The organism is Nitratireductor sp., from assembly GCF_017794765.1.
Classification (GTDB): Bacteria; Pseudomonadota; Alphaproteobacteria; order Rhizobiales; family Rhizobiaceae; genus Nitratireductor.
This window is the reverse complement of the sequence record NZ_CP051236.1, coordinates 2,133,314-2,158,555: the sequence shown is the minus strand read 5'-3', so window position 1 is coordinate 2,158,555 and position 25,242 is coordinate 2,133,314. Positions and strand designations below refer to the sequence as shown.

Genomic DNA, 25,242 nt, shown 5'->3' with positions numbered 1-25,242 from the left:
GCTGCACGCGAGGCAACGCCCGGAGGGGAAAAATGCAGTTCGACTGGTCTGTTATTCTCGAAGCTCTTCCACAATTGTTGAAAGGAGCTCAGCTCACTTTGACCATCGCCGTAATCGGTCTTGGCATTGGTTTTCTTATCGGCTGTGTGGCCGGCCTGATGCGCGCCTATGGCAACAGCATCATCAGTCTCGTGGCATTCGCTTATATTGAACTGATACGCGGCACGCCGATCATCGTGCAGGTGATGTTCATCTACTTCGCCTTGCCGCTGGTCGCCGACATACGGATCGATCCAGTGACGGCGGCCATCACCTCCATCACGATCAATTCCGGCGCCTATACAGCAGAAATTGTTCGCGGTGCACTGCTATCGATCCACCCGGGGCTGCGGGAAGCCGGTCTTTCTCTGGGTCTCCCAGCATGGAAGGTCCTGACTTATGTCACAGGCCCCCTGGCCTTTCGCCGCATGATCCCGGCTCTTGGAAACCAGTTCATCATCAGCCTGAAGGACACATCGGTGTTCATCGTCATCGGGGTGGGAGAGCTCACCCGGCAGGGCCAGGAAGTAATGGCGACAAACTTCCGAGCAGTGGAAATATGGTCGGCTGTGGCGATCCTCTACTTCATCATGACGACCGTTCTGGCTTCTGTACTTCGCGGCATTGAAAAGAGGATGCGCATTCTATGAGTATTATTGAGTTCAAAAATGTGACCAAGCGCTTTGGAAGCGTAACCATTCTCGATGGCGTCGATCTTGCTGTCGAGCCCGGGGAAAAAATCGTTCTCATTGGGCCTTCGGGATCGGGAAAATCCACCTTGCTGCGATGCATCAATGGCTTGGAGAAAATTCAGGGAGGCGATCTCATTGTGGATGGACGTAGCATCACCGAGGGCGGCTCAAACATTCGCCTGATCCGCCAAGAGGCGGGGATGGTGTTTCAACAATTCAACCTCTTCCCCCAAATGACCGCTCTCGAAAATGTCGCTTTCGGCCCCCGCAGAGTTCGGGGATCTTCCCTAGCGGAAGCGCGCGATCAGGCCAACGAGCTTCTGGCAAGAGTAGGGCTTGCAGAACGCGCGTCTCACTATCCCTCAGAGCTCTCAGGAGGCCAGCAGCAACGCGTCGCAATTGCCAGAGCGTTAGCGGTTCGACCGAAGGTCATGCTCTTTGACGAGCCTACCTCCGCATTGGACCCGGAACTCCGCCATGAAGTTCTCCAAGTCATGCAATCTCTTGCGGAAGAAGGCATGACAATGATCGTCGTAACGCACGAAATCGGGTTTGCCAGACAAGTAGGAACGCGTCTGATTTTCATGGAAAACGGTCATATTTCTGTCGACGGGAACCCGCAGGAGATGCTTGCCAATACTGACAATCCCCGCCTCCGCGATTTTCTACGGCATGTCGTGCCGTAGCTCTCCTTGGAAATTCTTATCATATAATTTCGTGCGATTTCGAAATCCAAAAACGTAAACAGACAAACGGCGCGGTTATTGACTGCAAAAGCAGGAATCCAAACCCATGAGAAAAGATATTGAGGTTGGTTTTCTCTCTCATGATTGTCACAATAACCTTAATCTACGCCATTTGAGTTTGACGATTTCTCCGCGCCGGCAGCCGGTGAGCGTAATCAGCCTGAGAATTTCGGCATGTAGCCTGTAGTGGTCGCTCGCCTGCGCATCCCTGACAATGCCGCCTAGAAACCGGTACTCGGCCTCAGTGAGCAGGCGGTCGCGGACCTCATATTTCGGCTTGCGGAGACCATGCGTAGGGTTGTGCTTGATCACCCCGGCCTCGACCGCATAGGAGAAGATCCCGCCGAGCAAGCCCATGGTCCGGATCGCGGTCCCGCGACCGCCGCGAAAGATGGCCTTTCCGCGCAGCTTTTCGGTTTTCATGGTCGCGCGTGTTTTGCCGGCGATGATGTCCTTCATCATGTGTGGAAGGCTCCCTTGGTGCAGAGGATTTTTGATGCGACAAGCACCGGTCGGGTGCATCCATGTGTTCGGCCTGTTTGTGCAGCTCGACATGTCTGTTGGCCCTGATGAATTCCGCGGATCGGTTCCCTGATCAGGTCAACGCGCTCTTAGCGCTCTGCTCCCCCGGGTTTGGCCGATCCCCGGTCTGACCGGTTTGTCATCACCACTCACTCCTCTTTCACCATCCCTTCGCCTCGTATGGGCAATCGGGACGATTTCAGGCGGTGTAGATTTCCATTCTTCTCATGATCGCCCATGCGATCCGTGCAGTCTTGTTGGCTAGCCCGACAGTTGCCACCCGGACAGCCTTTCGTTCGAGAAGCTCCGCGAGCCAAGGTTGCCTGCTTGGGTCAGCGCGTACCCTCCGTACGATCGCGGTCTCTCCAACTACGAGCAATCGTCGGAGATACGCGCCTTGATGAGAGCGAGTGCCGAATTGCTCATGAACTATGTCCTATTGTTCTTGTAATGTTGAGTGTTGTCATCACATGGCCTCAATTCCCGCGATGACCGGCCTGGAAGCCGTGAGCCTTCGCCTGCCACGCCGTCGCCAATGCGATGACGATCAGCGGCAACAAGGTCCACGGCAGCCATGATGGCCCGGCCGCGTCGATCACCAGACCGCCGATCAGTCCGCCGCCCGCGACAGCGAGGTTGAAGATGGTCACGAGGATGGATTGGGCGACATCCGCATGTTCACCTGCGGCATCCGCCAGCGCCGTTTGCAGCAAGGTCGGCGCACCGCCGAAAGTCAGCCCCCAGATGGCGATGGCGAACAGCACCAACACAGCTGATCCATGCGGTATCGCCAGCAAGGCCGCCGCGACTGCGAAGGCGGCGAGGCTGATAAGCGTGACGCCCCGCAAACGGCGGTCCACCAGAACGCCGGTTCCCCATATGCCGACGACAGATGCGATGCCGAAGACGAGAAGAATAACCTCAACCTGCAACCCTGTATCAGAAGCACCTAGGAACGGCGCGACGTAGGTGTAAAGGATGTTGTGCGCCAATATCCATGCGAACAGCACCAGCAACACCGGGCCGATTCCGGGGATCAGGAACACCTTGCGCACCGGCAGCCGCTGGTGTTGTGCCTGACCAGGGAAGTCGGGGATGCCGAAGCGCACCCACGCTATCAGCAGCAAGGCGACGGCGGACATGACCCAGAAGACCACCCTCCAGTCGAACAGGCCACCGAGCCACGCGCCAAGCGGCACCCCGAGCGACAGCGCAATGGGCTGACCGACGCCAACGATGGCGAGTGCACGGCCTTGCAGATGCGGCGGCGCGAGCCGGCGTGCATAGCCCGCGACCAGTCCCCAGACCACGCCCGCCGACATGCCGGCGATGAAACGCGCGAGAAGCGTCATGCCGTAGTGCGCCGACACGGCCGTCATTGTGTTGAAGATCAGAAGCCCGGCAATCGCCAACAGGAACAGCGGGCGGCGATTCCAGCTTCTTGTCGCCGCGATGACCGGGATGGCCGCAACCACCGAGCCGAGCGCATAGAGCGTCACAGTCTGCCCGGCCATGGCTTCCGATACGCCGAGGCCTGCGCCGATCTGCGGCAGAAGACCGGCGGGCATGTTCTCGGTCATGATGGCGAGAAACCCCGCCACCGTAAACGCCAGCAATTGCCCGACCGGCAGACGCTCGTGCGCGCCTTCCGCTTCCGGGCGTTCAGTCTGGATGTTTTCGGAAACTGTCATGGCGTTACGCATCCGCCAGGAAAGAGGCCGCAATGTCCTTGCCGCCATGTCCGGCCTCCGCGACCCGTTGGAAGCGGGCCAGACCAGCGGCCGCCAAATCCGCCTGAACGCCGGTTCCGGTCAGCGCGTCCACGACGAGGCGCGCATCCTTCACCCCGTTGGCGATGGAGAAGCTGGCGGTGAAATCGCCTTTCAGCATTGCGATGGCCTTACCTTGAAAATAACCGCTGTCGAGCGGCCCGCCGGTTACGGCCTCGACAACCAGCGCCGGATCGACGCCGAGCGCCTTGGCGATGGCGAGGGTTTCGGCCGTGCCATGCGTGAGCGCGAATATATAGGCATTCAGCGCCAGCTTGAGGCGACTGCTGGCACCCGGCCTGTCCGACACCCAAAGGGTGCGCTGGCCGATGGCGTCGAAGACCGATTGCGTAACGCGCCGACCTTCTTCGGGACCGGAGGCGAGAATGACCAGCTTGCCCTGCTCGGCAGGCTGGCGGGTACCCTGAACGGGTGCGTCGTAGAAGAGGAGGCCATTTTCCTCGGCGAGGGCGGCGAGCGTGTCGATGGCTTCGACGCCCACCGTGCTGAGTTGCAGCCAGATCACGCCTTTGCGCAGGCCGGGCAGCGCCGCCGCCATTGCCTTATGCACGACAGGACCATCTTTCAGCACGGTGACGATGACATCTGCGTCCCGGACGGCATCGACCGGATTGTCGAAGGCTTGCACACCATCGGCCGTGAGGATTTGGGCCTTCTCAGCCGTGCGGTTCCACGCGCGGACATGAAATCCTTTGCGGGCGAGATTGCGGGCAATGGCTGCGCCGATGAGGCCGGTGCCGAGAACGGCAACTGCAACGGTGGGATTATTCTCTGCCATAGGGTGCTCCTGTGATGCTGTGGATATTATTTAATGATCGTTCCATAATCGACCAAAAAAAGGGGGTCAGGTCAGGGCGATTAAAGTCTGGTCGATGATCGTGGTCAGTTTGGCGCGATCCTTCGCGCCGGCGGTGCTGGTCAGTACACGCAGCCCCTGCACGGCGTTGAAGACGAAAAGCGCCAGCGTTTCGGCATCGGTGGTGGAGCGGATTTCGCCAGCGTCCTGACCGCGCCGAATCGTTTCCTCGATACCGCGTGTCAGGATGTCGAAATTCCCGCGCACCAGATCGGCAACATGCGGATCGCGGTTGGCGACCTCGATCGCGCTGTTGGTGGCGAGGCATCCGCGCTTCTCCGACGCCCCAAGATCGACATCGACAATCCCCTCCATCAACGCGCGAAGGCGCTCGACAGGGGAGCCCGGCTCGCGGAGTTGATCGACATGGCCTTGCGCGCGCTTGTGGTAGCGCCGAAGCGCCTGCTCGAAAATGCCCTGCTTGTTCGCATAGGCGGCATAGAGGCTGCCGCGCCCGAGACCCGTGGCGTCCACAAGGTCTTGGGCGGAAGTCCCTTCATAGCCCTTGCGCCAGAAGGTCTCCATCGCGGCGTCAAGCACGCGGTCTTCGTCGAACTCTCTGGGGCGGGCCATGGCGAACCTATTAATTGTGTAACATTCATACCATAATAAGATGCCTCAATCAGTCAACCATAAAACGGGATGATCTCCGGCTCGTCGCGCAGCGGCAGGAATGTGACATTCGCCTTGTTCCTCGTCGCGTCACCCTCAACCAAGAGCGAAACCTCGTGTTCGGCAGCACTCATCGACAGCGGAGCGCCGCGGCCGACCTCGACACGTAGGATCGTCGGCACCGGCCACTTCCCGGCCGAGCGCGTTACGATCAGAGCATGAACCTGCGGGCTGGTGCCGCCATGGCGCACGAGGAAGGTTTCCGCCGAAAGCTGCCGCCATTCGCCGTCCTATCTTGCAAGCAATTCAGCTATGGCCTGTTCGATGACTGTGGTGTCATCATCATTCAGCCCCTCGCCGGCGACGTGACCCCAATGAGACTCGAGGACGCGCAACTCCGCCCTGGATATCCGGCGTGCTTCTCCGGCTGCATCTTCGACTGGAAAATAGAGGTCGCTCGACGATGGCATGACGATGGTGTCCGCCTGGATCGCGCTGAGCGCCTTGCCAACATCGCCACGATAGAGATCATTGGCGCCGATGTCGGCGTGCTGCCCTGTCCAGAGCTGGGCGAGCAGATTGTTGGCGTCGCGTTTGAGGAACCAGCCTTCCCAGAAATCGACAAGGAAATCGTCGATGGAAGCATAGCCCAGCGCGCTTTCGTCCAGCCGCTCGCGAAAGAAGGCTTGTGAAAAACCCCATGCGGCATAAATGCGGGCCGCGACCCGCAAGCCACGCTGCGGCTGTTGCGTATAGAAGCCTTCCCGAAAATCGGCGTCCAGTTCTATCGCCGCCCGCACGCTATCGAAGAAGAGATAGAAATGGCGCGAGGTTCTGGCCGCGCTCTGAAAAGCAAAAAGGCGCTCCACTTTGTCAGGGAACGCCGAGGCCCATTCGAATGCCTGCGCCCCTCCTAGGGACCAGCCTATGGCAAGACGGATTTGGTCGATACCGAACTTTTCCGTCAGCAGGCGTCGTTGCTGCGCCACATTGTCGTGGATGGTGACATGCGGAAAGCGGTTCCCGTCATGAGGCGCGGGCGTGTTGCTGGGGGAACTGGATAGGCCGTTACCGAAGGCATCGGGCACGATGATAAAGTATTTTCCCGGGTCGAGCGCGCGGCCCGGCCCGATCAGCCACGCAGCATCATCATGCGTGGCGGCGAAGGATGTCGGATAGACAATGGCATTGTCCTTCGCCGTATTGAGGGTGCCATAGGTCTTGTAAGCGAGCTTTGCATTGCGAAGGCATCGCTTCGATTGCAAGTGAACGTCGCCCAGGTCGAAAATCTCATAGGTCATGTCGTCAGCCTTTTCCAAAACGATTAATGTCTAGCGGGTACAGCGGCTGATTTTCCGGCTGCGCGCGCGACGTGAAGTTGGATCGCCAGTGCAAAAAGAAGCCCGAGGGTTGGCAGGATCGCCGCCAGCAGCAAATTGGTATGAAGATCGAAGCGGTCGACCACGCGCCCTCCCGCGAACGATCCGAGCGCGATACCGATGTTGAACATGGAGACGAACAGCGAAGTGGCGATCTCGATCGCCGATGGTGCTGCTTTCATCATCCAGGTCTGCAAGGCGACGGAGACCCCGCCGTAGGCAACGCCCCACAAGACAAGGATAATCGCTCCGCCTGTTGGCGTGCCGCCAAAAGCTGCGAAGCCAAAGATAGTCGCAGCGAGAGCAATGGCAATGACGATCAGGGTAGCGGCTGTCCGCTTTGAGGCGATGATGCCAGCCAGGAAATTCCCGGTGATCCCCGCCGCGCCATAGACGAAGAGAAGAACGCCGATCCATTCGACTGCGATACCGGACACGCTTTGCAACAGCGGCCGGACAAAGGTGTAGGCCATGAAGTGACCGGCGACAAAAAGAAAGGTGACAACCAAGCCAAGCTGAATCGGCCGCTGCGTGATCTGCTCCGTAAATTGGCCGAGCCGCACGGACTGGCCGACCGGGAGTGCTGGGAGCGCCCAAAGATTGATCGCGAGCACGAGCGCACTGAACGCCGCCATCGCTCCGAAAGCTATGCGCCAGTCTGTCAAATCGCCGACGACCGCGCCAATTGGCACGCCGAGCACTGAAGCGGCGGAGACTCCTCCGAAGATAATCGCTGTTGCGAGGCCAATCGACCGTTCGGGCACGAGCCTAGGCGCGAGACCACCGGCAATGGCCCAGATGCCGCCCATGCAGAAGCCGACGATGACACGCGCGGCCAGAAGCCAGCCGATAGTAGGGGCGAGCGCCGACATCACGTTCGCGACCATCAGCAGCACGAGCAGACCGGACAAGATGCGCCGCCTGTCGATACCTCCGGCCGCAATAACGACGACAGGCGCGAACAAGGCGGCGAGGATGGCCGGCACGGAGATCGTCAGTCCAGCGGTGCCGACAGAGGTCCGCAGACTTTCCGAGATAGGCGTCATCAGCCCCACGGGCAGCATTTCGGTGGTCACAACAGAGAATGTGGAGAGGCCTACCGCACAGACGGACAGCCACGCCCGGCGATCATCAATGCTTTGCGGTTTCGCCAATGGCTGTTGTTCTTGAGGTTCCATCCACTCGCTCCTTTTCATCATGGGGCGAGAAAGCGAGGATCGTGGCGCCCACCCCAATACGTAGAATCATGCGCATCACTCATCTGCGGTGCGTCCTTCGATCTTCACTGTGTTCGTATTTGCGATAAAGTGTCTTATTGTGGAAACACTGGGGACGAAACGTGCCTAATTGGATATTCTGATGATCGACCATCTTGGGGATGTGCTGGCCTTTGTGCGTGTAGCGGACAGCAGAAGCTTTACGCGGGCGGCCGAACGGCTCGGTCTCTCCCGATCTGCGGTCGGCAAGTGCGTCGCGCGCCTCGAAGAGAACCTTGCGACGCGCCTCGTCCATCGCACGACCCGCAGCGTCAGTCTGACGGAGGAAGGCCGGCTCTTTTATGAGCACGCCATGCGCATCCTGTGTGAAGTGGACGACGCCGAAGCGGCATTGGCGCACCGGAACCAGATTCCCAGGGGCCGTCTTCGCCTCGATCTACCCATCGCCATCGGACGTCTGCACGTCTTGCCGGTGCTCCAAAGATTCCGCGCGAGATGGCCCGATCTCGAAGCCGACGTGTCATTTTCGGACAACTACCGTGACCTCGTCGCGGAAGGGATCGATGTTGCCATCCGCATCGGCGGCCCAACCGACAGCCGCCTGATCCGACAGGTCCTGGCACCACATCGCTACATCACCTGTGCAGCGCCAGCGTATCTGGAAAGAAACCCCGCACCACGCTCGCCTGCCGAGCTGGCGCACCACGACAAGATTGTCTTCACCCATGCGAACGGCATTGTGCCGTGGCGTTACAGGGTTGGTATGGAAGATCGGGAGGTCGCGGTTCAGGGGAGCATGCGTCTCAACAATACTGAAGCGATGCGGGATGCAGCGCTCGCAGGCCTGGGCCTTGTCCAGATTGGTGCATTCCTCGTTGGCGAAGACATAAAATGTGGACGACTTGTCGCCGTGCTCGAAGAGTTCGGACGTGAGGAGTCACCCGTCTGCGCCGTCTATCCGACGCGGCGCAACCTGTCGCCTAAGGTGCGCATGTTCATTGAGACTGTTCGCAGTGAATGGTCTGCTGGTCCGCCTTGGGGATAGCTCTTGAAGCAAGCGCTCCGTTACTTTCCTTAAAGCACCAACCCATGCTGCCGCCCCAACTGCCGCGATACAGAGCCGCTCTGCATGACGCCTACGACCTCGCATCCGAGCTGACGATCGATGATCGGCCGCCACGGGACAAGCGTGAACTCGCGGCTCTGTCGACTATGGCGAACTTGCCGCTCGATAATTGCACGGTCGCGCTGAACTTGCCGCTGATCTTCTCGCCGTCCGCCGTCGCCCGGAACGGCGGCGCCGGCGGAAGATGCGGCCATCCCGTGCTCGCGTGGCGTCGCCCTGTTCAATATGATGCTCCCGGCGCTGGTCCATGGCATCGCGCACCCGTTGACGCCGCGCACCTAGCTGATGTCTATCGCTGCGGATTAAAGGAGGTTGGGCGTTTGCTGGCTGGCGTTCGCGCCGCACCGTCGCAGGGGGGCTTATGCGATCAGGTCTCGTAGATTTTCATTGCCATCTCGATCTCTACCCCGACCACGCGGCCGCGGTAGAGCGTTGCCAACGCGATGGTGTGTTCACCCTGACGGTGACCACCACACCCAAGGCTTGGCCGCGGAATAACGAACGGTCGTCCGACACTCGTTACGTTCGCGCGGCTCTAGGCGCTGAACAACCTCATGAGAAAGCACAACTAGCGCACATGCATGGAGTGCGGCCGACCGAAATGTCCGCCACGATCATTAGGAATCTGAAAGCCCTTCTTTCAGAATATACCTAGATGAGTTAAGTATACATACGGGATGCTCCTCAATCAATTTTTGGCGATCACTAGAGAGCTATGGAGTATGCATATTTTTCATATTCACCAAACGTGACACATCACCCCCTCCCCCATTTTTGTCAATACTATACTCTGACACGTTGATTGCATATTCCTGTTTTTATTTATTGTAGTTCTGCAGAAAAAGCCAGGACGCTGTAACCCAACATTTTATATCTTTGTCGCTGCGGATGGGACTTATCTGAAGCTTTAACCATCAGAGCTCGGCGCTGAGTTTGTACTTGGCAACGAGTAAAATGTTCTCATCGGCACCGGCGCTTCGGGCAATTGGCTGCCTTGGTTGGAAACACAATCGTGCAGGCTTCCACCTTTACGGCCGAGTATTCGTCGAGTGCTCAATGGCCTCACCACTCTTCTATCATCAGCGACCACATCATTCTCGATCGAACCCGTTGCTATTTTCGTACTGAATAGTTACATTAATGCCATCCTAATCGCATATCCAGTACGCGAGGGCGATCACGTGTCCGAGAAGCCTAGCGACGCTGCGGCGTCTTCAACCAAACGAGGGCGCGGCCGGCCGCCATCTATTGATCAGCAGAGTGCGCTTGCTGGCGCGATTCAGGTGTTCTGGAAATTTGGATATGACGGCGCATCACTGGACAGCCTCGTCGAGGCTGCGGGAACGTCAAGGCCCGGTCTTTACCGGACGTTTAAAGACAAGAGAACGCTCTTTCTCAAGTCGCTCCAGGTTTATGAAGACACGATCACCGCAGAAGCTTTGCAAGCCTTCGAGGACGAGGCGGATCTGACTCGTGCCGTCCGCGCCTTTCTTTTGGTGTCGGCGATGAACAACACTTCTGCCGCACACCCTTCGGGGTGCCTTCTGGTCTGTTGCGCAACAACCGCCGCTGAAGAAATGGCGGATGTTCAGCAGATCATCGCGCAGTCCTTCACAATGCTGGAAGCGAAGATCGCCGCGCGCTTTGCAACCGCCATCATCAAGGGCGAGCTTGCAAGTGCGCCATCGCCGAAGGTGCGTGCGCGGCTCCTTCTGGATTTCATGGCAGGTCAGGCCGTAAGGGCGCGTGCAGGTGCGTGTTTCGAGGCGTTGGTTGAGGACGTGGAGGCGCGCGTGGCGAGCGTGCTGATGCAGCCGTACGGATGTTCCGACGATCAAGGGAGCAACGGTTGATGCTAGCGGAGACCCTGATCGTGTTTGGCCTTCGGTTCATACTGGTCGCTGTGTTTCTGTTCAGCGCCTTTTACGTAGTTGTCGATTTCAAGGGCATGAAAGCGTATGTGAAATCCATCCGCGTGCAGGATGGGACCGCATCGGTAATGGCGGGCGGCGCCTTGCTGCTGAAGGTCCTTGCATCCTTGGCAGTTGTTAGCGGAATGGCGGACCGATTGGGCGCGATCGCCCTGACCGGTTTCTGCGTGATCACCGCACTGTTTTACAAACGATTTTGGGATTTAGGTGACTTTGCTTTCCGCGCCGACAGCAAGGCGATGCCGGTTTTCTGGGATTTCCTGAAGAACGTTTCGCTTGCCGCAGCCTTCATCCTGATCGCCTTTGGGGGCGATGTGGAAAGCCTGAGGGAGGGACTGAGCGCATTTGTCGAGAATCCGCTTTCCTCAACGCATCCTTACGAATGGCGTAAAGAATGAAGAAGCGCACTTCACCCACCGGCTTTCGGGCGGATAGATATCAATTGATGGAAGCCGTCGATGGTTTCGCATGGCGACTTCCCCGTTCCCACGCTCAGCCTGTCACGCGGAAGTGGCGGCGGAAAACCTGTCGCTATGAAAAAGATTAGTTTAGTTAATATTGTCCGGCAGGTAGATGTTCTGGACCTGGAGGTGCTTCTGACTGTCGCAGAGGAATGCAGCTTCAGAAAGGCCGGGAACCACTTGGAAATTGGCCAATCGGCGGTATCTAGACGAGTTCAGAAGCTTGAAAATCTGCTTGGTGTTTCGCTCTTCGAGCGGCAGCCAACAGGCGCCCGTTTGACAGCTGCAGGAAGCGAGTTCGTCGACTGTGCGAGCACGATCTATGACAATCTGAAAGCCGGTGTGACACGCGCTCAGTCTAATGCCATCGCGGGTGATGGAGAACTTCGCATCGGCACGATGTTCTCGCTCTCCAACGGATCGCAACGCGCGTTGATAGAAGCCTTCGCCAAATCCCACCCTGCCGTGCATCTGAGTTTTGTCGAATGTGGGCGGCGCCAAATGATGACGATGTTGGGACACCGTGAAATCGACGCTGTCATAGCAATCGGTGCCCCTTCTTGCCAGACCAGTGACCATTTGGTTCTGGCTTATACGCCGGTCTATTTGGCTGTCGCGGGCAACAGCTCATTAGCCTCTGTTGGCCCACTAAGGTGGGCGGATGTAATGAATGAGAAGTTCGTCGTTAGCGCCCGAGATTCTGGGTCAGAACTCCACGACTACATCGTCCGTCAGGTGACTGAATTCGGGCGCGGGGTCTCAATTACACGACATCATATATGTCGCGAGGGTATCATGAACCTGGTTGGCTTGGGATTTGGCGTGACGCTCGTTTGTGACCACGCACTTGGAGCCAGATATCCAAACGTCTCACTGGCGCCAATTGGTCATGAAGAAGAGTGCGTACCCTTATCGCTGAGCTGGCGCCCGGAAAACGACAACCCCGCGCTTCGCAGATTGATTGGTCTGGCGCGGCGACAAGCAAGGCAGAATTGCGCGTCTTGTTGCGGCACCAAATCTCCAGATCATATTGAAAAAACAGCTTCCATCTTGATTTAATTGACAAGTGTTTTCAGACAATTTTGTGGACACTTTGCCTCGGCCGAGAACGACTGCCTCAAAAGCCTTGACGATGGTGTTATCGACCCAAGAAGTGCGGCTTGACTCATTTATGAATGGTGGTGCATAAATGAGTCATGGTAAACTCAGGACGCCCTCGAAGTTTTGACAAGGACATCGCACTCGATGCGGTGATGCAGGCATTCTGGCAGGGTGGGTTTGACGGCACCACCTATACCGATCTGGAGAAGGCGACCGGGCTGCATCGGCAAAGCCTGTCCTATGTGTTCGGGGAGAAGCTTAGCCTCTTTCGCCTCGCTATGGCGCATTACATCGACAAACGCGTTGAAAAGGCTGCGGCACTGCTCGCCCGCGATTTGCCGGTGATGCAGAACGTGCGTGCTGTATTTGACGCTTGGGAAGCGGATGTGTCCTCGGGCGGCGGACGCGGATGCTTCTTGGTGCGCACCACCGCCGAACTTGGCGACAATCCGGAGATGCGAGACGTGCTACGGCGCGGCGATGCTTGCCTGATGAACGCATTCACCAAGGCTTTCCATCGCGCTCAAGACAATAACGAGTTAACGACCGCGCTACCGCCCGAGGCGCTTGCCCGGTTGGCGGTGTCCGCCGGCCAGGGTGCCATGCTGCAAGCCGTGGCGCGACGTGATCCAGGCATTTCGCGCACCGCGCATGACGCGTTTCTCTCTCTACTGACCTAACAAGAAAAGGCTCCAAACGAGACATGAAAGTTTCGTGCTCAATTTATGAATAGACATACATAAATAGCTCTGTTCCAAGGCTCAGCTTTCGCGCTCGGCCTGTCGAACCCTGAACCACCATCAAAAGGACCTCTCACATGAGTGTATTCACGCTTCACACTGTCGACACCGCGCCTGCGGCGGCAAAAGGCATGCTGGAACAATCCATCAGGGATTATGGCATGTTGCCGGGCCTCTATCAGGTCATGGCGTCCTCGCCTGAACTGCTGGCCTCCTACCACAAACTACATGAAATGTTTGAACAAACGGCGCTCTCGGTGGACGAGCGCAATGTCGTGTGGATGACGATCAATGTGGAAAATCGCTGCCACTATTGCGTGCCGGCGCATACGGCGATCGCCAAGTCGCAAGGGGTCGATGACGCCATCGTCAACGCGCTTCGAGAGGAGCGTCCACTTGACGATCCGCGCCTGGAGGCGTTGCGCCAGTTCACGCTGATCCTAGTGCGTAAAAACGGCAATCCGTCGCCTGCGGAGGTTCAAACCTTCCTGGATGCCGGTTTCGAGCCGCGCGCGATCCTGGACGTCCTTGTTGGCCTGGCGCAGAAAGTACTGTCCAACTACACTAACCATCTGGCTGACACATCGCTTGACGATCCGTTCAAACCATTTGCCTGGACGCCCAGCAAAGCCCGCGCCGCGGAATAAGGAAAATGGTGCAGCGTCACCCTTGGCGCTGTACCACTCCTTCAAAATGGGTCTCTGTTCACCGGGGCGGAATAGTGGATCGGCATGAGCACGCCTCATTGATCGCACCGCCGGCTGTTTGAGATACCGAAACGGGGACGACGCGCTGAATTGAAGCCCTCCCCCGAGACCTCCCAGAGTTCAGGAACAACAGGCGCGGAGCTTCGGGCTTTTGTTGCAGCAATCGTCTAGCAAGAATGTCACCAAGCCCCCGAGGCGTACAAAATCCACCGTGTAGATAAGGCTGCGCGATCGCCGTTCACGCTGAATAAGTCCGGCTTCCGTCAGTCCTGCAAGGTGAAACGAAGTTCGTGATGGGCTGGCACCCACTTTCTCAGCGATTTCAGTAGCGCTAAGCCCTTCGGGTCCGGACGCAACCAAAATCCGGATAATCCTCAACCGATCCGCGTTCGAAAGCGCCTGAAACACCGTCGCAGCCTCCTCCTCCTTCATATTTCAACACCTCTTGAATTATTCTTTGACCCATGCGAATTTAATTCAAGATTCCTTGAAATGAAAGAGTGTAACAATGACCCTTGCAGATCTTCTATCCGAATTGAAAGCACTCCACGCCGATTCCGCCCTGGTGTTCGAGGCTAACGGGGAACCAATCGGCGCCGGCTACCATGTGACGGAATTACGGCATTCTGAATCGACCGGGATCGATTGTGGTGGAACTGTCGAGAGGTGGTCGGAGGCGCGGCTCCAGCTACTAGACGGCGCCGGCGACGCCCATATGCGGGTCGGAAAATTTGTCGGAATTTTGGAACAAAGCCTCACCAGGCTTCCTGCGCTTGCGGATGGCTCTGTCATGGTCGAATTCGCCCCGAAAAACGTCGGGCTACAGCTTATGGAATTAGGTCAACCAATCGCCAGAGACAAAAGCGTTTTTATCACACTTCGTGCCACCGCAGCGGTCTGCAAACCGGCGCACAGGGCCCAATCGTCGGGCGCCGCCACGATCGGCTGCTGTGAGGGAACAACGGCAATGGGTGCGTGTTGCGCACCTGCAGCGGATGGAATGCAGAGAGATGCTTGCTGCGCATGATCATTGTGGTCGAACGATCTCTGTTGAGCCTGCTTTTTATTCTCGGCCGGGCCGCGACATTTCGAGAAGAGAATCCAGCGCCTGGGCAAAAACATCCACCGCAAGAACCGGAGTGTTCGGCGCGCCGGTTCCTGCGATATCTCCTGCATCGCAATGCAGGAGTTACACGATGGAATTGAAAGACAAGACGATCATCATTACCGGCGCGAGCAGCGGCATCGGTGCTGCGGCGGCCTTGCTCTTCGCTGAAGAGGGGGCGAATGTCGTTCTGGGCGCGCGGCGCAAGGCCGAGCTGGAGGCGCTCGCCGATCAAATCAGGCAGAACGGTGGCAATGCCGCTGTCCTCGCCGGCGACGTTACGGAGGAGGACTATTCTCAGGCTCTGGTCGATATGGCGGAGAGCGAGTTCGGCGGTCTTGACGGCGCCTTCAACAATGCAGGCATTGTCGGCGAGATGGTATCTGTTCCCAAGATGGACAATGCCAACTGGCACAATGTCATCGCCACCAATCTGACCAGCGCCTATTTCAACGCCAAGTATCAGATCCCGGCGATGGAAAAGCGGGGCGGCGGGTCGATGGTCTTCACATCGTCCTTCGTGGGCTTCTCGAATTCCGGGATGCCGGGCATGGCCGCCTATGCGGCGGCGAAAGCAGGTGTGATCGGCATGACGTTATCTCTCGCCGGCGAGCACGGACCGAACGGGATCCGCGTCAATGCGCTTCTGCCCGGCAGCATCAAGACCGCCATGTCGGGTGACGATCCTGAGATACATAAATTCCTGGATAGTCTGCACCCGCTGAAACGGATGGGGGAAGCAAAAGAGATCGCCCAGTCGGCGCTGTTCCTGCTGTCCGATCGCGCCAGCTTCGTAACCGGCAGCCATGTCAATGCCGATGGCGGCATTTCCAGTCGTCTGGTGTAAGCGCCTGGCTGGCACAGAAAGAGCCGGGGGTTCTTCGCTCCCCGGCTCACCACTTCAATGCGCAAGAAACGGGCTGCTTGGATGTTGGCGCGGGAGTTAAGATCCGAGGGTCGTCTGCGGGATACCAAACCCATGCAAGAGAGCTTCTTCGATTTCCTCCCCAAGCCGACGGTGATCCTGGCTGAAGGGGCCGTCCTGCTTCCGGGTTTTGCACTAGGTTTAGGCGCCGATATCCTATCATTTCTGAATTCCATTCAAGCGGCCTCACCCTTTCGCCACATGATCACGCCGGGCGGGCACAGGATGTCCGTCGCGATGACCAATTGCGGCAAGTTTGGCTGGGTTTCGGATAAGACTGGCTATCGGTACGACCCGGTTGATCCGCTGTCCAACCGGTCCTGGCCCGAGATGCCAGCCTCGTTTCTCAAGATTGCGACAGAGGCGGCGGTGGCTGCGGGATATTCGGGGTTTCAGCCGGATGCGTGTCTCATAAACCGCTATCTGCCCGGTTCAAAACTGTCATTGCATCAGGACCGCAACGAAGCCGATTTCACTCAGCCGATTGTCTCTGTCTCGCTTGGTCTGCCCGCCAGTTTCCTATTCGGGGGCTTAAAGCGGAAAGATGCAGTGAAAAAATACACCTTGGAACATGGCGATGTTGTCGTTTGGGGCGGGCCGTCGAGGCTTTGCTACCATGGCGTCAACACCCTGAAAACAGGTGAGCACCCAGCGTTCGGTAAACAACGGATCAATCTGACCTTCCGCAAAGTGGTTTGATCACAAGAACCGGAGTTTTTGGAACAGGCTCGGGCGCTAGATTGGGCCATGACACAAATCTTGGAAGACCATGACATGAAACACGAACCTGATAGGTCACAGAACGCTGCCAGATGGCAGGCTGTTCTGGCGCGCGATGCAAGCTCATTGCCCCCATTCATCTACGCGGTGAAAACCACCGGCGTTTACTGCCGGCCGGACTGCCCCTCGCGGCGCCCGAATGAAAAAAATGTTGAGTTTTTCGACAGTGCCGTCGAGGCGCAGAAGGCAGGCTATCGCGCTTGCAAACGCTGCAAGCCAGACGAAACGGCGCCCGATGTGGTTATGGCTGAAAAAATTGCAGCCACCTGCCGGGCCATCGAAGAAGCCGAAGAAGAGCCAGGTCTGGAGGCGCTCGCAAAGTCATGCGGCCTCAGCGTGTTTCATTTTCATCGACTGTTCAAAGCCCAGACGGGCGTGACGCCGAAAGCCTATGCGCGGGCGCATCGTATGCAAAAGGTTAGAAAGAGCTTGAACGGCGACGCACCCTCCGTCACCTCCGCGATGTATGACGCTGGTTTCAGCTCCAGCAGCCGCTTTTATGAGATTGCAACACAAGCCCTTGGGATGAGCCCTTCAGCTTACAAGAATGGCGGGCAGAACATGCGTATCCTGTTCGCTGTGGGTGAGTGTTCGTTGGGATCGGTACTGGTGGCCTGCAGCCAAAAAGGCGTTTGCGCCATCCTACTCGGTGACACCGCCGAGAAATTGCTGGACGATCTTCAATCCATGTTTCCGCAAGCCGAGCTTATTGGCGGTGATGAAGCCTTTGAGGCGCTTGTCGCGCGGGTCGTGGGTTTTGTTGATGCTCCCCGGCTCGGTCTCGATCTGCCGCTCGATATTCAGGGCACGGCGTTTCAGGAGCGGGTCTGGCAGGCCCTTCGCGATATTCCCGCGGGGCAAACCGCAAGCTATCGCGACATTGCCGAGACGATCGGCGCACCAACGTCTTTCCGAGCCGTTGCGCAAGCCTGCGGCGCCAATGCCCTCGCGGTGGCCATTCCATGTCACCGGGTGGTTCGTTCAGATGGCGGGCTATCCGGTTATCGTTGGGGTATCGAGCGCAAGCGGGCGCTGCTTGAACTGGAGCAAACGGCATGACTATCGCACAGATTGAATCCCGTATCGACGAGATCGACGCGGATGCTCTGAAAAATGATCTGGGATCGTTCGGATGTGCTTTGGTCCCGTCGCTCTTAAGCAACGAGGCGTGTGCCGAGATTGCAGCGCTCTATCCAGAAGATGAGAAATTTCGGAGCCGGATTCACATGGCTCGCCATGGGTTCGGAAAGGGCGAATACAAGTATTTCGACTACCCTCTCCCGGCTGTCGTCGCGACGGTGCGCGAAAAAGTCTATCCGCTCCTGGTCCCGATCGCCAATGATTGGAACGAGCGGATGGGGATCGACACCCGTTTCCCGGAAGTGCACCGCGCCTATCTGGAGCAATGCCACAATGCGGGGCAGCTCAGGCCCACACCATTGTTGCTGCAATATGTCGAGGGGGATTTCAACTGTCTGCACCAGGACGTCTATGGTGATTTGTTGTTCCCGCTGCAAATGGCAGTGCTGCTTTCCAAACCCGGCAAGGATTTCGCTGGTGGAGAGTTCGTTCTGACCGAACAGCGGCCCAGGATGCAGAGCCGCGCTGAGGTAATGCCCTTGCGGCAGGGAGACGCCGTCATTTTCGCCGTGCGCAACCGGCCCGTCAAAGGAACGAAGGGCACTTATCGCGTCAACATGCGTCACGGCGTCAGCCGCCTGCGCAGCGGCATGCGGCACACATTGGGTATTATTTTTCACGATGCAAACTGAATGCTGATCCCGGCAGCAGGGGTGACGATGCCAGCGGCTCCATAAGGTCCGGCGGAGCCGCCAACCCATACCGCCAATCCTGAAATTCCATTGCCGGTTTCCACACCGAAATGCGTCCGCTCGCCTACGTCAACTCATTGCTGGCCAACTTGCAAGAAAGATCAACACATGCCCTTCAGCGTATTCGTTCTCGCATTCGGAGCATTCTCCCTTATCACGACCGAGTTCGGCATCATCGGGATATTGCCTCAGTTGGCCGAAGCGTTCGATGTATCGATTAGCGCGGCCGGGTGGCTTCTCGGCGGGTTTGCATTGACCATTGCGATCACCGGCCCCTGGATGACGTTGGCGTTTTCAAGATTTGACCGCAAGCTGAGCCTTTCCCTGGTGCTCGCCATTTTTGCCGGTTCCAACCTCCTGTCATTGTTCTGTGAAAGCTTTGGCTGGCTGCTGTTTTTTCGTATCCTTCCCGCTTTCTTCCATCCGGTCTTTTGGTCGTTCGCCATGGCGGCCGCAAGCTCAACCGTCGCGGAAGAAGATAGTGGTAAGGCAGTTTCCGTCATCTTTGCGGGATTGAGCGCCGGGACGGTCCTTGGCGTGCCCATGGTGTCGTTTGTATCCGTATCACACGGATGGCAGGCCGGCTTCATCCTGTTTGCGGGCCTGAACAGCGTCGCCCTGATCGCCCTTCTCCTGTTTGTGCCGTCATTTGCCGCCACTCGTAGGCTGACGTTTCGCACTCAAATCTGGGTGCTCAAAAAGCTCAAGCTCTGGTGGAGCCTGGCGGTGCTGTTTTTGATCATGGCGTCGACATTCTGCATCTATAGCTACTTCGCGGAATATCTCGCCGTCGCTGGCGGAATGGAAGGATCGATGATCGGGTTGATGCTTTTTATTTTCGGCGCCGCCGGGTTTCTGGGCACACTTGCCGCCGGCCGTTTTGTCGACAAACATCTGAACCGGCTGGTAACCGGGTTCGTGTTGATCCTCTGCCTGACCTTTGCACTGATCTATGGGCTAGCCCATGTCACCCCTGCGGTTGTCGCTTTGATCATAATTTGGGGCACGGTGCACTCGACCGGTTTTTTGCTGGGACAACAACTGGTCAATGGCTCTGCGTCCGAAGCGCCGGAATTCGCCAATAGCCTCTTCATCTCTCTGGGCAATGCCGGTCTGACCGTCGGGACGTTCATCGGAGGTGTGACAATTGCCGAAACCGGCGCTCGGACGCTGCCATTGGCCAGCATCGTTCTTCTAGCCTTAACCGCTACGGTATACTTAGCAAAGCCTCGAGATACACTAGGTGTAACCGACAGATAAGTATGGACTGGCGATGCAGACATCCGATTTGGAAACCTTCGTGGCAGTGGCCGAAGAGATGAGCTTCGCTGGCGCGTCCGAACGGCTAAAGATATCGGCATCGGCGGTCAGTAAGCGGATCAACAGGCTCGAGGCTCACCTTGGTGTAAAGCTCTTACAAAGATCGACCAGATCGCTCATGCTGACGGAGGCAGGAGCGCGATATCTTGCCGGGGCGCGATTGTCCGTCCTTCATGCAAACCGGGCCCGGGATGCGGCAACCAGCTTGCAGTCGCAACCGCAGGGTACGCTGCGCGTTCATGCACCGATGAGTTTCGGCAAGCTGCACCTGTCCAATCTCATGCCGGAGTTTCTTAAGCGCTATCCATCGATCACTCTGGACCTTTCGCTCAGCGACGATACGCCCGACCTTCTGTCTCGGGGGCTCGATGTCGCCTTCACGGCACGCCCGGTTCAGGCCGAGTCTTATATCGCCCGCAAGCTTCTCGAACTCGGCAGCATAGTTTGTGCGTCGCCGGCTTATTGCAAAGAGAAGGGAGTGCCGGACGATCCGGCAGATTTGGCCGCGCATAACTGCCTGATCTACACACATCGCCACAACAAGGACGTTTGGTGTTTCGCCAACGGCGAAAGCAATATCGAGATTCCCGTCAGTGGCAATTTCAGGTCGGACAATGGCGAGGTCGTAAGGGACGCCGCTCTACAAGGTCTCGGGGTCGCCCGCTTGCCGAATTTCATAGCGGACAACGACATTGCGGCGGGCCGTCTTGTCGAAGTGCTGGCCGATTACACCATGCCCTCCCGACCGCTTTACGCCCTCTATCCCGACCGTAAACTGATGCCCAAGAAGCTCCAGGTCTTTTTAGACTTCGTTGCTAAAAATCTGACTATTGATCTACCGGCCTAAATTCCGGACACGCAGGACATAAAGTTCTTCCGTTATTCCGACTAGTTCAGAACCTGAACATCCGCAAAATATCTCAATCCGTCCAATCGGCTTGAAGGTGAAAAATGTCACGTGCGAAAGATATATCGGGACTGGAGTTTATCGCTCTGAACGCAATGCTTATGGCTCTGGTGGCGCTGGCCATCAATATGATCCTTCCAGCGTTCTCGCACATGACCGGACACTTCAACCTGCCCGATCCGAACAGGATTGGTCTGTCCGTCGCCCTGCTTTACATCGGGCTCGCATTCGGACAGATCCTGTTCGGCGCTTGGTCGGACAGTATCGGACGAAAGTTGTCGTTAAACATCGGATTGCTTATTTTTTTGGGCGGAGCCCTACTGTCGTATTTTAGCAGCTCGTTCTGGGGGTTCATTGCGGGGCAAGTTATTCAGGGCGTCGGCTTGGGCGCGCCACGCGTGGTTACGGTTGCCATTGTCCGCGACCGTTATGAAGGTGCGATGATGGCCCGGACCATGTCCTTTATCATGGTCATTTTTGCTCTTGTTCCAACAGTGTCCCCCTATCTTGGCCAGGGCGTCATACGATTGGCTGGATGGCGTGCCCTCTTTGTCTTGTTCGGGGTGGGAGCGCTGACAATGCTCATATGGCTCAACACGAGACTAGCGGAAACGCACCCCACAGATGCGCGCACGCCGCTGTCGTTCCAGCGTCTCGCGTTCAATTTCGGCGCCGTGCTCAGAAACGGTCCTGCGATGCTGTACGCCGGTGCGCTCGGTGTAGTGTCTGGTGCATTTATTGCCTATCTCAACATGTCGCAGCAATTGTTTGAGGTGCAACATGGCCTCGGGTCCCGCTACCCGCTGTTCTTCGCGCTGATGTCACTCAGCCTGGCCTTGGCGTCATTTCTCAACGGGCGTCTGGTGGTGAGACTTGGTGTCGAACGCTTAGCCACGATCGGCGTTGTCGTCATGTGCGCATCCTCCATTGTCATGGCCGCCGCGACACGTGCGATGGGGCGCAAGGAATCCTTGACCGAGCTCAGCCTTTATCTTGCGGTTATGTTGTTCTGCTTTGGCCTCCTCGTCAGTAATCTGAACGCGCTTGCGATGCGTTCGCTAGGCGCCGTCGCTGGAACAGGAGCGTCTGTGGTGGGGGCTGTCACCACCTTTGTATCCGTACCTCTGGCAATATTGATCGGCAGCTTTTATAGCGGTTCCAGTGTTCCGCTTGTACTCGCTTTCGCGGGCTTCTCCGCGATCAGTTTTTGCCTGGTCAAATTGGCGGATCGATTGTGAGCGCATGGCAAGCGAGCAGTTCTGACGCGGTTCTCTTGCTAATTGCCTTGGCATTTGCAGTAGCGGGAATTGTCAAGGGCGGCGTTGGCCTCGGGCTTCCACCGATCGCCATGGCGTTCCTCGTCCTTGCGATGCCGCCGGTTGAAGCGGCGTCCCTTCTGGTCGTTCCATCGTTGCTGACGAATCTCTGGCAGGCGGTCAGCGGGGGAGCCCTTCTAAGCCTCCTGCGACGGTTTTGGACTCTTTTGGTTGTAGCGGCTCTTGTGACCATCCTCGGCACGGGTTGGCTTGCGCGTGGAAACGGTGATTCCGCGATTACTTTGCTTGGCGTCGTGCTGATCTTGTACGCGGCCAGCGCCTTGCGGAAGTTGGCAGTCAAAATCGGCACAGATACCCAGCGATGGCTCGGGCCCGTGATTGGCGGGCTGACGGGTGCTGCCACGGCCGCCACAGGCGTGTCATCCGTGCCGGTCGTTCCTTACCTCCAGTCACTGGATCTCAATCAGAACGAGCTCATTCAGGTCATGGGGTTGTCGTTTACGGTTTCGACAATTTCTTTGGCGATCAACTTATCCGTTTCGCATCACGCTCCAGCAGTGTTCAGCCTCGCATCGCTCGTCGCTGTGATATGTGCGTTCGGAGGGATGTGGGTCGGCGCGATCATTCGGCGGCGAACCAACCCGACTTTATTCCGAACCACCTTTCTCTGGGTGCTACTTTGCCTCGGGATTTATCTTGTGCTGCGGTAGGCGCAGCCGTTGCAGCCCAACCTTGCGCCTGTGATGAAATACGTCGCGTGTGCACCGCTTGCGTTCTGGGCGCGCAAAAAATAGCTGGTGTGGGATCATAAAGCATCTCATCTTCCCACCGCTATTTCCAAATGGGTTCAAACACGGCGGACAATAACACTATTTGTACGAGCAAATGCTAGAAGAGAGTAAATGCAGAACAATTCCGATAGGTATCACGTTATATTGTCCGGCTGTTCCGGTGGTGGAAAGTCAACGCTGCTCACCGAGCTAAAACACCGGGGTTATGAGACAGTCGAGGAACCCGGCAGAAGGATTGTTGCAGAAGAAATGCTCTGTGGGGGACGGGCACTTCCCTGGGTTGATCTGGAGGCATTCGCGCGGCGCGCTATCGAGATGGCCTCTTCCGATCATGAGCGCATGAGAAATGCGAGGGGATGGGTTTTCTATGATCGCGGGCTTGTCGATGCGGCGGTTGCATTGGAGCATGCGACTGGGACTCCTGTCTCCAGAACGCTCAACAAGCAGCCGCGCTTCCATCAGCAAGTCTTTCTGGTGCCACCCTGGCCAGAAATTTACCGAACCGACGGCGAAAGACATCAAGATTTCGAGGAAGGTGTTCGCGAATACCAACGTTTGCTCAATGCCTTCCGTAAACTTCAATACACAACAACCATTTTGCCTAAAGTCGATGTCAAGGAACGAGCTCAATTCGTTCTGACTTCACTTTTATCGCGTTGAGCATGAAGAATGTAGACGAAAGGCATTGTTTGCGGCCTCAGTTTCTGCGGCCGCTCATTTTCTGAAACTGCGGGGTTCGTGTTTTCGATCAGAATTCGGCGAGTAGGTGCAAATTGCCGGACAAGGCAAGTGGTCATAGATGATATGCAAATCGGTTTGCCAATTTGGCGGCCAATTTTCGACTGCGTACCACCAAGGATAGTATGCCTCGGTTCTAATTCTTCGGGGCGCATTGAGGGTGGTCAAGGACGAAAAGTATAGAGAACGAGGTCGTTCATAAACGACCTAGTCCAAACAACAAATGTTCTGCTTTCGAACTTCAGCCACGATTTAATCTCAATAGCATTGATCAACAATCCCCTTCCGGCGGTAAACTAAGAAACCCGGCCTGCTCCATACCAGTTCGAGAGTATAGAGCAGGATCCCCAACGCTTCCCATTTCGTTCACTTATTCCAGTTCAATCTGTGCCAAAATTAGCTCTGGATCTACATCATTGATTTCGGCAGCGGCATGAAGCGCGTCAAGGTTTCTTGTGTCGAGTTGTTGCCGCTCCGGCCCCGCAATTCGCCAGCCGCCCATACCGGGCTTGCGCACGAGAACCTGGACAAGATCGGGACGAGCGTAATGGCCAAATGTATCGAGGATGGCAGCTCGAGTCTTCCGCATCCAGGCGGGGCAATCTGCATAGATGATACCTGGTGCATTGATGAGCGGCTCGGTCATTGCCATCCCCATCGGGTTGAAAACCGTACTGCCGCCATTGGAATGGTTGAAGTTCCTGAAATCCGGATCGCCTTTGGTCAGAGGTTGATCGTCTGGGATATCTGCGGGGTCAAGATAGGTACAGGCCATGGCTACAAACGCGCCAGACTCAATTGCATGGGATCGAGAGAGAGGAACACCTATAAAATTGCTTTGGTCTTGATCGTCTTCGACAAGTGTTGGTCCCTTGTTGAGGTGAAAGGACCCATGCCAGACAGAAACATGAAAGTCTTCACGTTGGGCGATGAGGGCGGCACGCAGAGGCGTCATCGAGTGTTCGCCACAGATCAAGATCCCGATATTACCGATATCCGTAGGGAAAACTTTCAGATCGTTTGCATCTCCCATGCCCCAAAACATTTTTTCCTGAAAGGTCGGCATGGTTTTTCTATGTGTGCCAATATGCTTCCCGCTGGGTTCAAACAACATTACGGAACTATAAATCTGATCTGACTCCACCCGCGGATCCATCTCATTGCAACCTATCGCTACATAAACCCCCGCCTTTAGGGCAGCCGCGCCGAGGCGTTCCGTGTCTTCTGTGCCCGCCATGATGGCGGCATCATGCCAGTCGGCATAGGCTTGGCGAAACCTAGCTCCGTCGGTGTTCCAGCCGGGAGACCAGTAGGGATATCCGGCAAGCCAATTCTCCGGGAACACAACAAGCTGGGCACCGTTCTGGCCCGCCTCTAAGATTGCCTCGCATGCTATTTCAAGCGTTCCATCCCGATCCAAATAAGGATGCGATTTCTGAACGATCGCGATTTTGACGGAATCATTCCCTCCCAGAATACGTTTGCGATTGGTTTGCCGTGAGACGATCCTCGGCGGAGTGTTCAGAACCGGTGACATCGTTGATTCTCCATCTTAATCAAGTGAAAAAAAGCAACATTTGGCGGCGCTACATACAGGTCGAAACAGATGCATTAAGGCTGCGAACAAATCTCGCTGCACCGTGATTGA

The 25,242-nt window shown here is 56.9% G+C and carries 27 protein-coding genes and 2 pseudogenes; 19 read left to right on the top strand and 10 right to left on the bottom strand.

Going from position 1 to position 25,242, the window contains the following annotated elements; all coding sequences use genetic code 11:
* Positions 1-32: 32 nt before the first annotated feature.
* Both glnP and glnQ read left to right on the top strand, forming a co-directional pair.
* Entirely contained in the window at positions 33-689 is a 657-nt protein-coding gene (gene glnP / locus HF949_RS10210) for a glutamine ABC transporter permease GlnP (protein WP_292894691.1), read from the top strand.
* On the top strand, positions 686-1,417 hold the full coding sequence (glnQ, locus tag HF949_RS10205; RefSeq protein ID WP_292894689.1) for a glutamine ABC transporter ATP-binding protein GlnQ: 732 nt from the start codon (positions 686-688) through the stop codon (positions 1,415-1,417). The genes glnP and glnQ overlap by 4 nt, the downstream gene beginning before the upstream one ends.
* Positions 1,418-1,564: 147 nt before the next feature.
* Here the strand turns inward: glnQ and HF949_RS10200 are convergent, their stop codons facing one another.
* The 7 genes from HF949_RS10200 to HF949_RS10165 form a co-directional block, all read right to left on the bottom strand.
* The gene (locus HF949_RS10200; protein ID WP_292894687.1) at positions 1,565-1,939 is read right to left on the bottom strand and encodes a hypothetical protein; all 375 of its coding nucleotides are present in this window, start codon (positions 1,937-1,939) and stop codon (positions 1,565-1,567) included.
* 536 nt (positions 1,940-2,475) lie between these two features.
* Positions 2,476-3,690: an MFS transporter gene (locus HF949_RS10190; RefSeq protein WP_292894684.1), complete on the bottom strand. Its 1,215-nt coding sequence runs from the start codon at positions 3,688-3,690 to the stop codon at positions 2,476-2,478.
* A gap of 4 nt (positions 3,691-3,694) precedes the next feature.
* Positions 3,695-4,567 (bottom strand): NAD(P)-dependent oxidoreductase, encoded by an 873-nt coding sequence (locus HF949_RS10185; RefSeq protein ID WP_292894681.1) that lies wholly within the window; start codon positions 4,565-4,567, stop codon positions 3,695-3,697.
* A gap of 66 nt (positions 4,568-4,633) precedes the next feature.
* Positions 4,634-5,218, bottom strand: coding sequence for a TetR/AcrR family transcriptional regulator (locus HF949_RS10180; RefSeq protein WP_292894678.1), 585 nt, complete (start codon positions 5,216-5,218; stop codon positions 4,634-4,636).
* A 53-nt stretch (positions 5,219-5,271) separates the two neighbouring features.
* A complete protein-coding gene (locus HF949_RS10175) occupies positions 5,272-5,439 on the bottom strand; it encodes a hypothetical protein (RefSeq protein ID WP_292894675.1) in 168 nt (55 codons plus the stop codon).
* Positions 5,440-5,547: 108 nt separating this feature from the next.
* Positions 5,548-6,558 carry an alpha/beta fold hydrolase gene (locus HF949_RS10170; RefSeq protein WP_292894673.1) on the bottom strand — a complete coding sequence of 337 codons (1,011 nt, stop codon included), beginning with the start codon at positions 6,556-6,558 and terminating at the stop codon, positions 5,548-5,550.
* 23 nt (positions 6,559-6,581) lie between these two features.
* The gene (locus HF949_RS10165; RefSeq protein WP_292894670.1) at positions 6,582-7,814 is read right to left on the bottom strand and encodes an MFS transporter; all 1,233 of its coding nucleotides are present in this window, start codon (positions 7,812-7,814) and stop codon (positions 6,582-6,584) included.
* A 181-nt stretch (positions 7,815-7,995) separates the two neighbouring features.
* Between HF949_RS10165 and HF949_RS10160 the strand changes: the two genes are divergently transcribed.
* The gene (locus tag HF949_RS10160) at positions 7,996-8,898 is read left to right on the top strand and encodes a LysR family transcriptional regulator (protein WP_292894667.1); all 903 of its coding nucleotides are present in this window, start codon (positions 7,996-7,998) and stop codon (positions 8,896-8,898) included.
* 29 nt (positions 8,899-8,927) lie between these two features.
* On the opposite strand, the pseudogene HF949_RS10155 reads toward HF949_RS10160, so the two are convergent.
* A pseudogene (locus HF949_RS10155) lies at positions 8,928-9,246 on the bottom strand (DUF3363 domain-containing protein); the annotation flags it as partial.
* 94 nt (positions 9,247-9,340) lie between these two features.
* On the opposite strand from HF949_RS10155, the pseudogene HF949_RS10150 reads away from it, so the two are divergent.
* The 6 genes and pseudogenes from HF949_RS10150 to HF949_RS10125 form a co-directional block, all read left to right on the top strand.
* Positions 9,341-9,520 (top strand): annotated as a pseudogene (locus HF949_RS10150) (Qat anti-phage system TatD family nuclease QatD); the annotation flags it as partial.
* A gap of 508 nt (positions 9,521-10,028) precedes the next feature.
* The gene (locus HF949_RS10145) at positions 10,029-10,832 is read left to right on the top strand and encodes a TetR/AcrR family transcriptional regulator (RefSeq protein ID WP_292894664.1); all 804 of its coding nucleotides are present in this window, start codon (positions 10,029-10,031) and stop codon (positions 10,830-10,832) included.
* On the top strand, positions 10,832-11,308 hold the full coding sequence (locus tag HF949_RS10140; RefSeq protein ID WP_292894660.1) for a DoxX family membrane protein: 477 nt from the start codon (positions 10,832-10,834) through the stop codon (positions 11,306-11,308). The genes HF949_RS10145 and HF949_RS10140 overlap by 1 nt, the downstream gene beginning before the upstream one ends.
* A gap of 60 nt (positions 11,309-11,368) precedes the next feature.
* Entirely contained in the window at positions 11,369-12,430 is a 1,062-nt protein-coding gene (locus HF949_RS10135) for a LysR family transcriptional regulator (protein ID WP_292894657.1), read from the top strand.
* Between the two features lie 137 nt (positions 12,431-12,567).
* Positions 12,568-13,152 carry a TetR/AcrR family transcriptional regulator gene (locus tag HF949_RS10130; protein WP_292894654.1) on the top strand — a complete coding sequence of 195 codons (585 nt, stop codon included), beginning with the start codon at positions 12,568-12,570 and terminating at the stop codon, positions 13,150-13,152.
* A 137-nt stretch (positions 13,153-13,289) separates the two neighbouring features.
* Positions 13,290-13,859, top strand: coding sequence for a carboxymuconolactone decarboxylase family protein (locus HF949_RS10125; protein WP_292894652.1), 570 nt, complete (start codon positions 13,290-13,292; stop codon positions 13,857-13,859).
* A gap of 180 nt (positions 13,860-14,039) precedes the next feature.
* On the opposite strand, the gene HF949_RS10120 is transcribed toward HF949_RS10125, so the two are convergent.
* Entirely contained in the window at positions 14,040-14,351 is a 312-nt protein-coding gene (locus HF949_RS10120; protein ID WP_292894649.1) for an ArsR/SmtB family transcription factor, read from the bottom strand.
* Between the two features lie 76 nt (positions 14,352-14,427).
* Here HF949_RS10120 and HF949_RS10115 point away from each other — a divergent pair, with 76 nt between their 5' ends.
* From HF949_RS10115 to HF949_RS10070, 10 genes are all read left to right on the top strand, one after another.
* Positions 14,428-14,946: a DUF6428 family protein gene (locus HF949_RS10115; RefSeq protein WP_292894646.1), complete on the top strand. Its 519-nt coding sequence runs from the start codon at positions 14,428-14,430 to the stop codon at positions 14,944-14,946.
* Between the two features lie 169 nt (positions 14,947-15,115).
* Positions 15,116-15,871: an SDR family oxidoreductase gene (locus HF949_RS10110; protein WP_292894643.1), complete on the top strand. Its 756-nt coding sequence runs from the start codon at positions 15,116-15,118 to the stop codon at positions 15,869-15,871.
* Between the two features lie 132 nt (positions 15,872-16,003).
* A complete protein-coding gene (gene alkB / locus HF949_RS10105) occupies positions 16,004-16,648 on the top strand; it encodes a DNA oxidative demethylase AlkB (RefSeq protein ID WP_026353834.1) in 645 nt (214 codons plus the stop codon).
* 75 nt (positions 16,649-16,723) lie between these two features.
* Complete coding sequence (gene ada / locus HF949_RS10100) at positions 16,724-17,788, top strand: bifunctional DNA-binding transcriptional regulator/O6-methylguanine-DNA methyltransferase Ada (protein ID WP_292894636.1); 1,065 nt, start codon at positions 16,724-16,726, stop codon at positions 17,786-17,788.
* On the top strand, positions 17,785-18,501 hold the full coding sequence (locus tag HF949_RS10095; RefSeq protein WP_292894634.1) for a 2OG-Fe(II) oxygenase: 717 nt from the start codon (positions 17,785-17,787) through the stop codon (positions 18,499-18,501). Before ada ends, HF949_RS10095 begins: the two co-directional genes overlap by 4 nt.
* 168 nt (positions 18,502-18,669) lie before the next feature.
* A complete protein-coding gene (locus HF949_RS10090; RefSeq protein WP_292894631.1) occupies positions 18,670-19,821 on the top strand; it encodes an MFS transporter in 1,152 nt (383 codons plus the stop codon).
* A gap of 13 nt (positions 19,822-19,834) precedes the next feature.
* On the top strand, positions 19,835-20,728 hold the full coding sequence (locus tag HF949_RS10085) for a LysR family transcriptional regulator (RefSeq protein WP_292894628.1): 894 nt from the start codon (positions 19,835-19,837) through the stop codon (positions 20,726-20,728).
* A gap of 104 nt (positions 20,729-20,832) precedes the next feature.
* Entirely contained in the window at positions 20,833-22,026 is a 1,194-nt protein-coding gene (locus HF949_RS10080; RefSeq protein ID WP_292894625.1) for an MFS transporter, read from the top strand.
* Complete coding sequence (locus HF949_RS10075) at positions 22,023-22,775, top strand: sulfite exporter TauE/SafE family protein (RefSeq protein ID WP_292894622.1); 753 nt, start codon at positions 22,023-22,025, stop codon at positions 22,773-22,775. Before HF949_RS10080 ends, HF949_RS10075 begins: the two co-directional genes overlap by 4 nt.
* Before the next feature lie 192 nt (positions 22,776-22,967).
* Entirely contained in the window at positions 22,968-23,516 is a 549-nt protein-coding gene (locus HF949_RS10070; RefSeq protein ID WP_292894620.1) for an AAA family ATPase, read from the top strand.
* Positions 23,517-23,964: 448 nt separating this feature from the next.
* Here the strand turns inward: HF949_RS10070 and HF949_RS10065 are convergent, their stop codons facing one another.
* Positions 23,965-25,131: a nitrilase-related carbon-nitrogen hydrolase gene (locus HF949_RS10065; protein ID WP_292894617.1), complete on the bottom strand. Its 1,167-nt coding sequence runs from the start codon at positions 25,129-25,131 to the stop codon at positions 23,965-23,967.
* Between the last annotated feature and the right edge of the window lie 111 nt (positions 25,132-25,242).

Coding starts and splice junctions, on each gene's coding strand:
- glnP (WP_292894691.1), top strand. CDS start 33: ATGCAGTTCGACTGGTCTGTTATTCTCGAAGCTCTTCCACAATTGTTG.
- glnQ (WP_292894689.1), top strand. CDS start 686: ATGAGTATTATTGAGTTCAAAAATGTGACCAAGCGCTTTGGAAGCGTA.
- HF949_RS10200 (WP_292894687.1), bottom strand. CDS start 1,939: ATGATGAAGGACATCATCGCCGGCAAAACACGCGCGACCATGAAAACC.
- HF949_RS10190 (WP_292894684.1), bottom strand. CDS start 3,690: ATGACAGTTTCCGAAAACATCCAGACTGAACGCCCGGAAGCGGAAGGC.
- HF949_RS10185 (WP_292894681.1), bottom strand. CDS start 4,567: ATGGCAGAGAATAATCCCACCGTTGCAGTTGCCGTTCTCGGCACCGGC.
- HF949_RS10180 (WP_292894678.1), bottom strand. CDS start 5,218: ATGGCCCGCCCCAGAGAGTTCGACGAAGACCGCGTGCTTGACGCCGCG.
- HF949_RS10170 (WP_292894673.1), bottom strand. CDS start 6,558: ATGACCTATGAGATTTTCGACCTGGGCGACGTTCACTTGCAATCGAAG.
- HF949_RS10165 (WP_292894670.1), bottom strand. CDS start 7,814: ATGGAACCTCAAGAACAACAGCCATTGGCGAAACCGCAAAGCATTGAT.
- HF949_RS10160 (WP_292894667.1), top strand. CDS start 7,996: ATGATCGACCATCTTGGGGATGTGCTGGCCTTTGTGCGTGTAGCGGAC.
- HF949_RS10140 (WP_292894660.1), top strand. CDS start 10,832: ATGCTAGCGGAGACCCTGATCGTGTTTGGCCTTCGGTTCATACTGGTC.
- HF949_RS10135 (WP_292894657.1), top strand. CDS start 11,369: ATGGTTTCGCATGGCGACTTCCCCGTTCCCACGCTCAGCCTGTCACGC.
- HF949_RS10130 (WP_292894654.1), top strand. CDS start 12,568: ATGGTAAACTCAGGACGCCCTCGAAGTTTTGACAAGGACATCGCACTC.
- HF949_RS10125 (WP_292894652.1), top strand. CDS start 13,290: ATGAGTGTATTCACGCTTCACACTGTCGACACCGCGCCTGCGGCGGCA.
- HF949_RS10120 (WP_292894649.1), bottom strand. CDS start 14,351: ATGAAGGAGGAGGAGGCTGCGACGGTGTTTCAGGCGCTTTCGAACGCG.
- HF949_RS10115 (WP_292894646.1), top strand. CDS start 14,428: ATGACCCTTGCAGATCTTCTATCCGAATTGAAAGCACTCCACGCCGAT.
- HF949_RS10110 (WP_292894643.1), top strand. CDS start 15,116: ATGGAATTGAAAGACAAGACGATCATCATTACCGGCGCGAGCAGCGGC.
- alkB (WP_026353834.1), top strand. CDS start 16,004: ATGCAAGAGAGCTTCTTCGATTTCCTCCCCAAGCCGACGGTGATCCTG.
- ada (WP_292894636.1), top strand. CDS start 16,724: ATGAAACACGAACCTGATAGGTCACAGAACGCTGCCAGATGGCAGGCT.
- HF949_RS10095 (WP_292894634.1), top strand. CDS start 17,785: ATGACTATCGCACAGATTGAATCCCGTATCGACGAGATCGACGCGGAT.
- HF949_RS10090 (WP_292894631.1), top strand. CDS start 18,670: ATGCCCTTCAGCGTATTCGTTCTCGCATTCGGAGCATTCTCCCTTATC.
- HF949_RS10085 (WP_292894628.1), top strand. CDS start 19,835: ATGCAGACATCCGATTTGGAAACCTTCGTGGCAGTGGCCGAAGAGATG.
- HF949_RS10080 (WP_292894625.1), top strand. CDS start 20,833: ATGTCACGTGCGAAAGATATATCGGGACTGGAGTTTATCGCTCTGAAC.
- HF949_RS10070 (WP_292894620.1), top strand. CDS start 22,968: ATGCAGAACAATTCCGATAGGTATCACGTTATATTGTCCGGCTGTTCC.
- HF949_RS10065 (WP_292894617.1), bottom strand. CDS start 25,131: ATGTCACCGGTTCTGAACACTCCGCCGAGGATCGTCTCACGGCAAACC.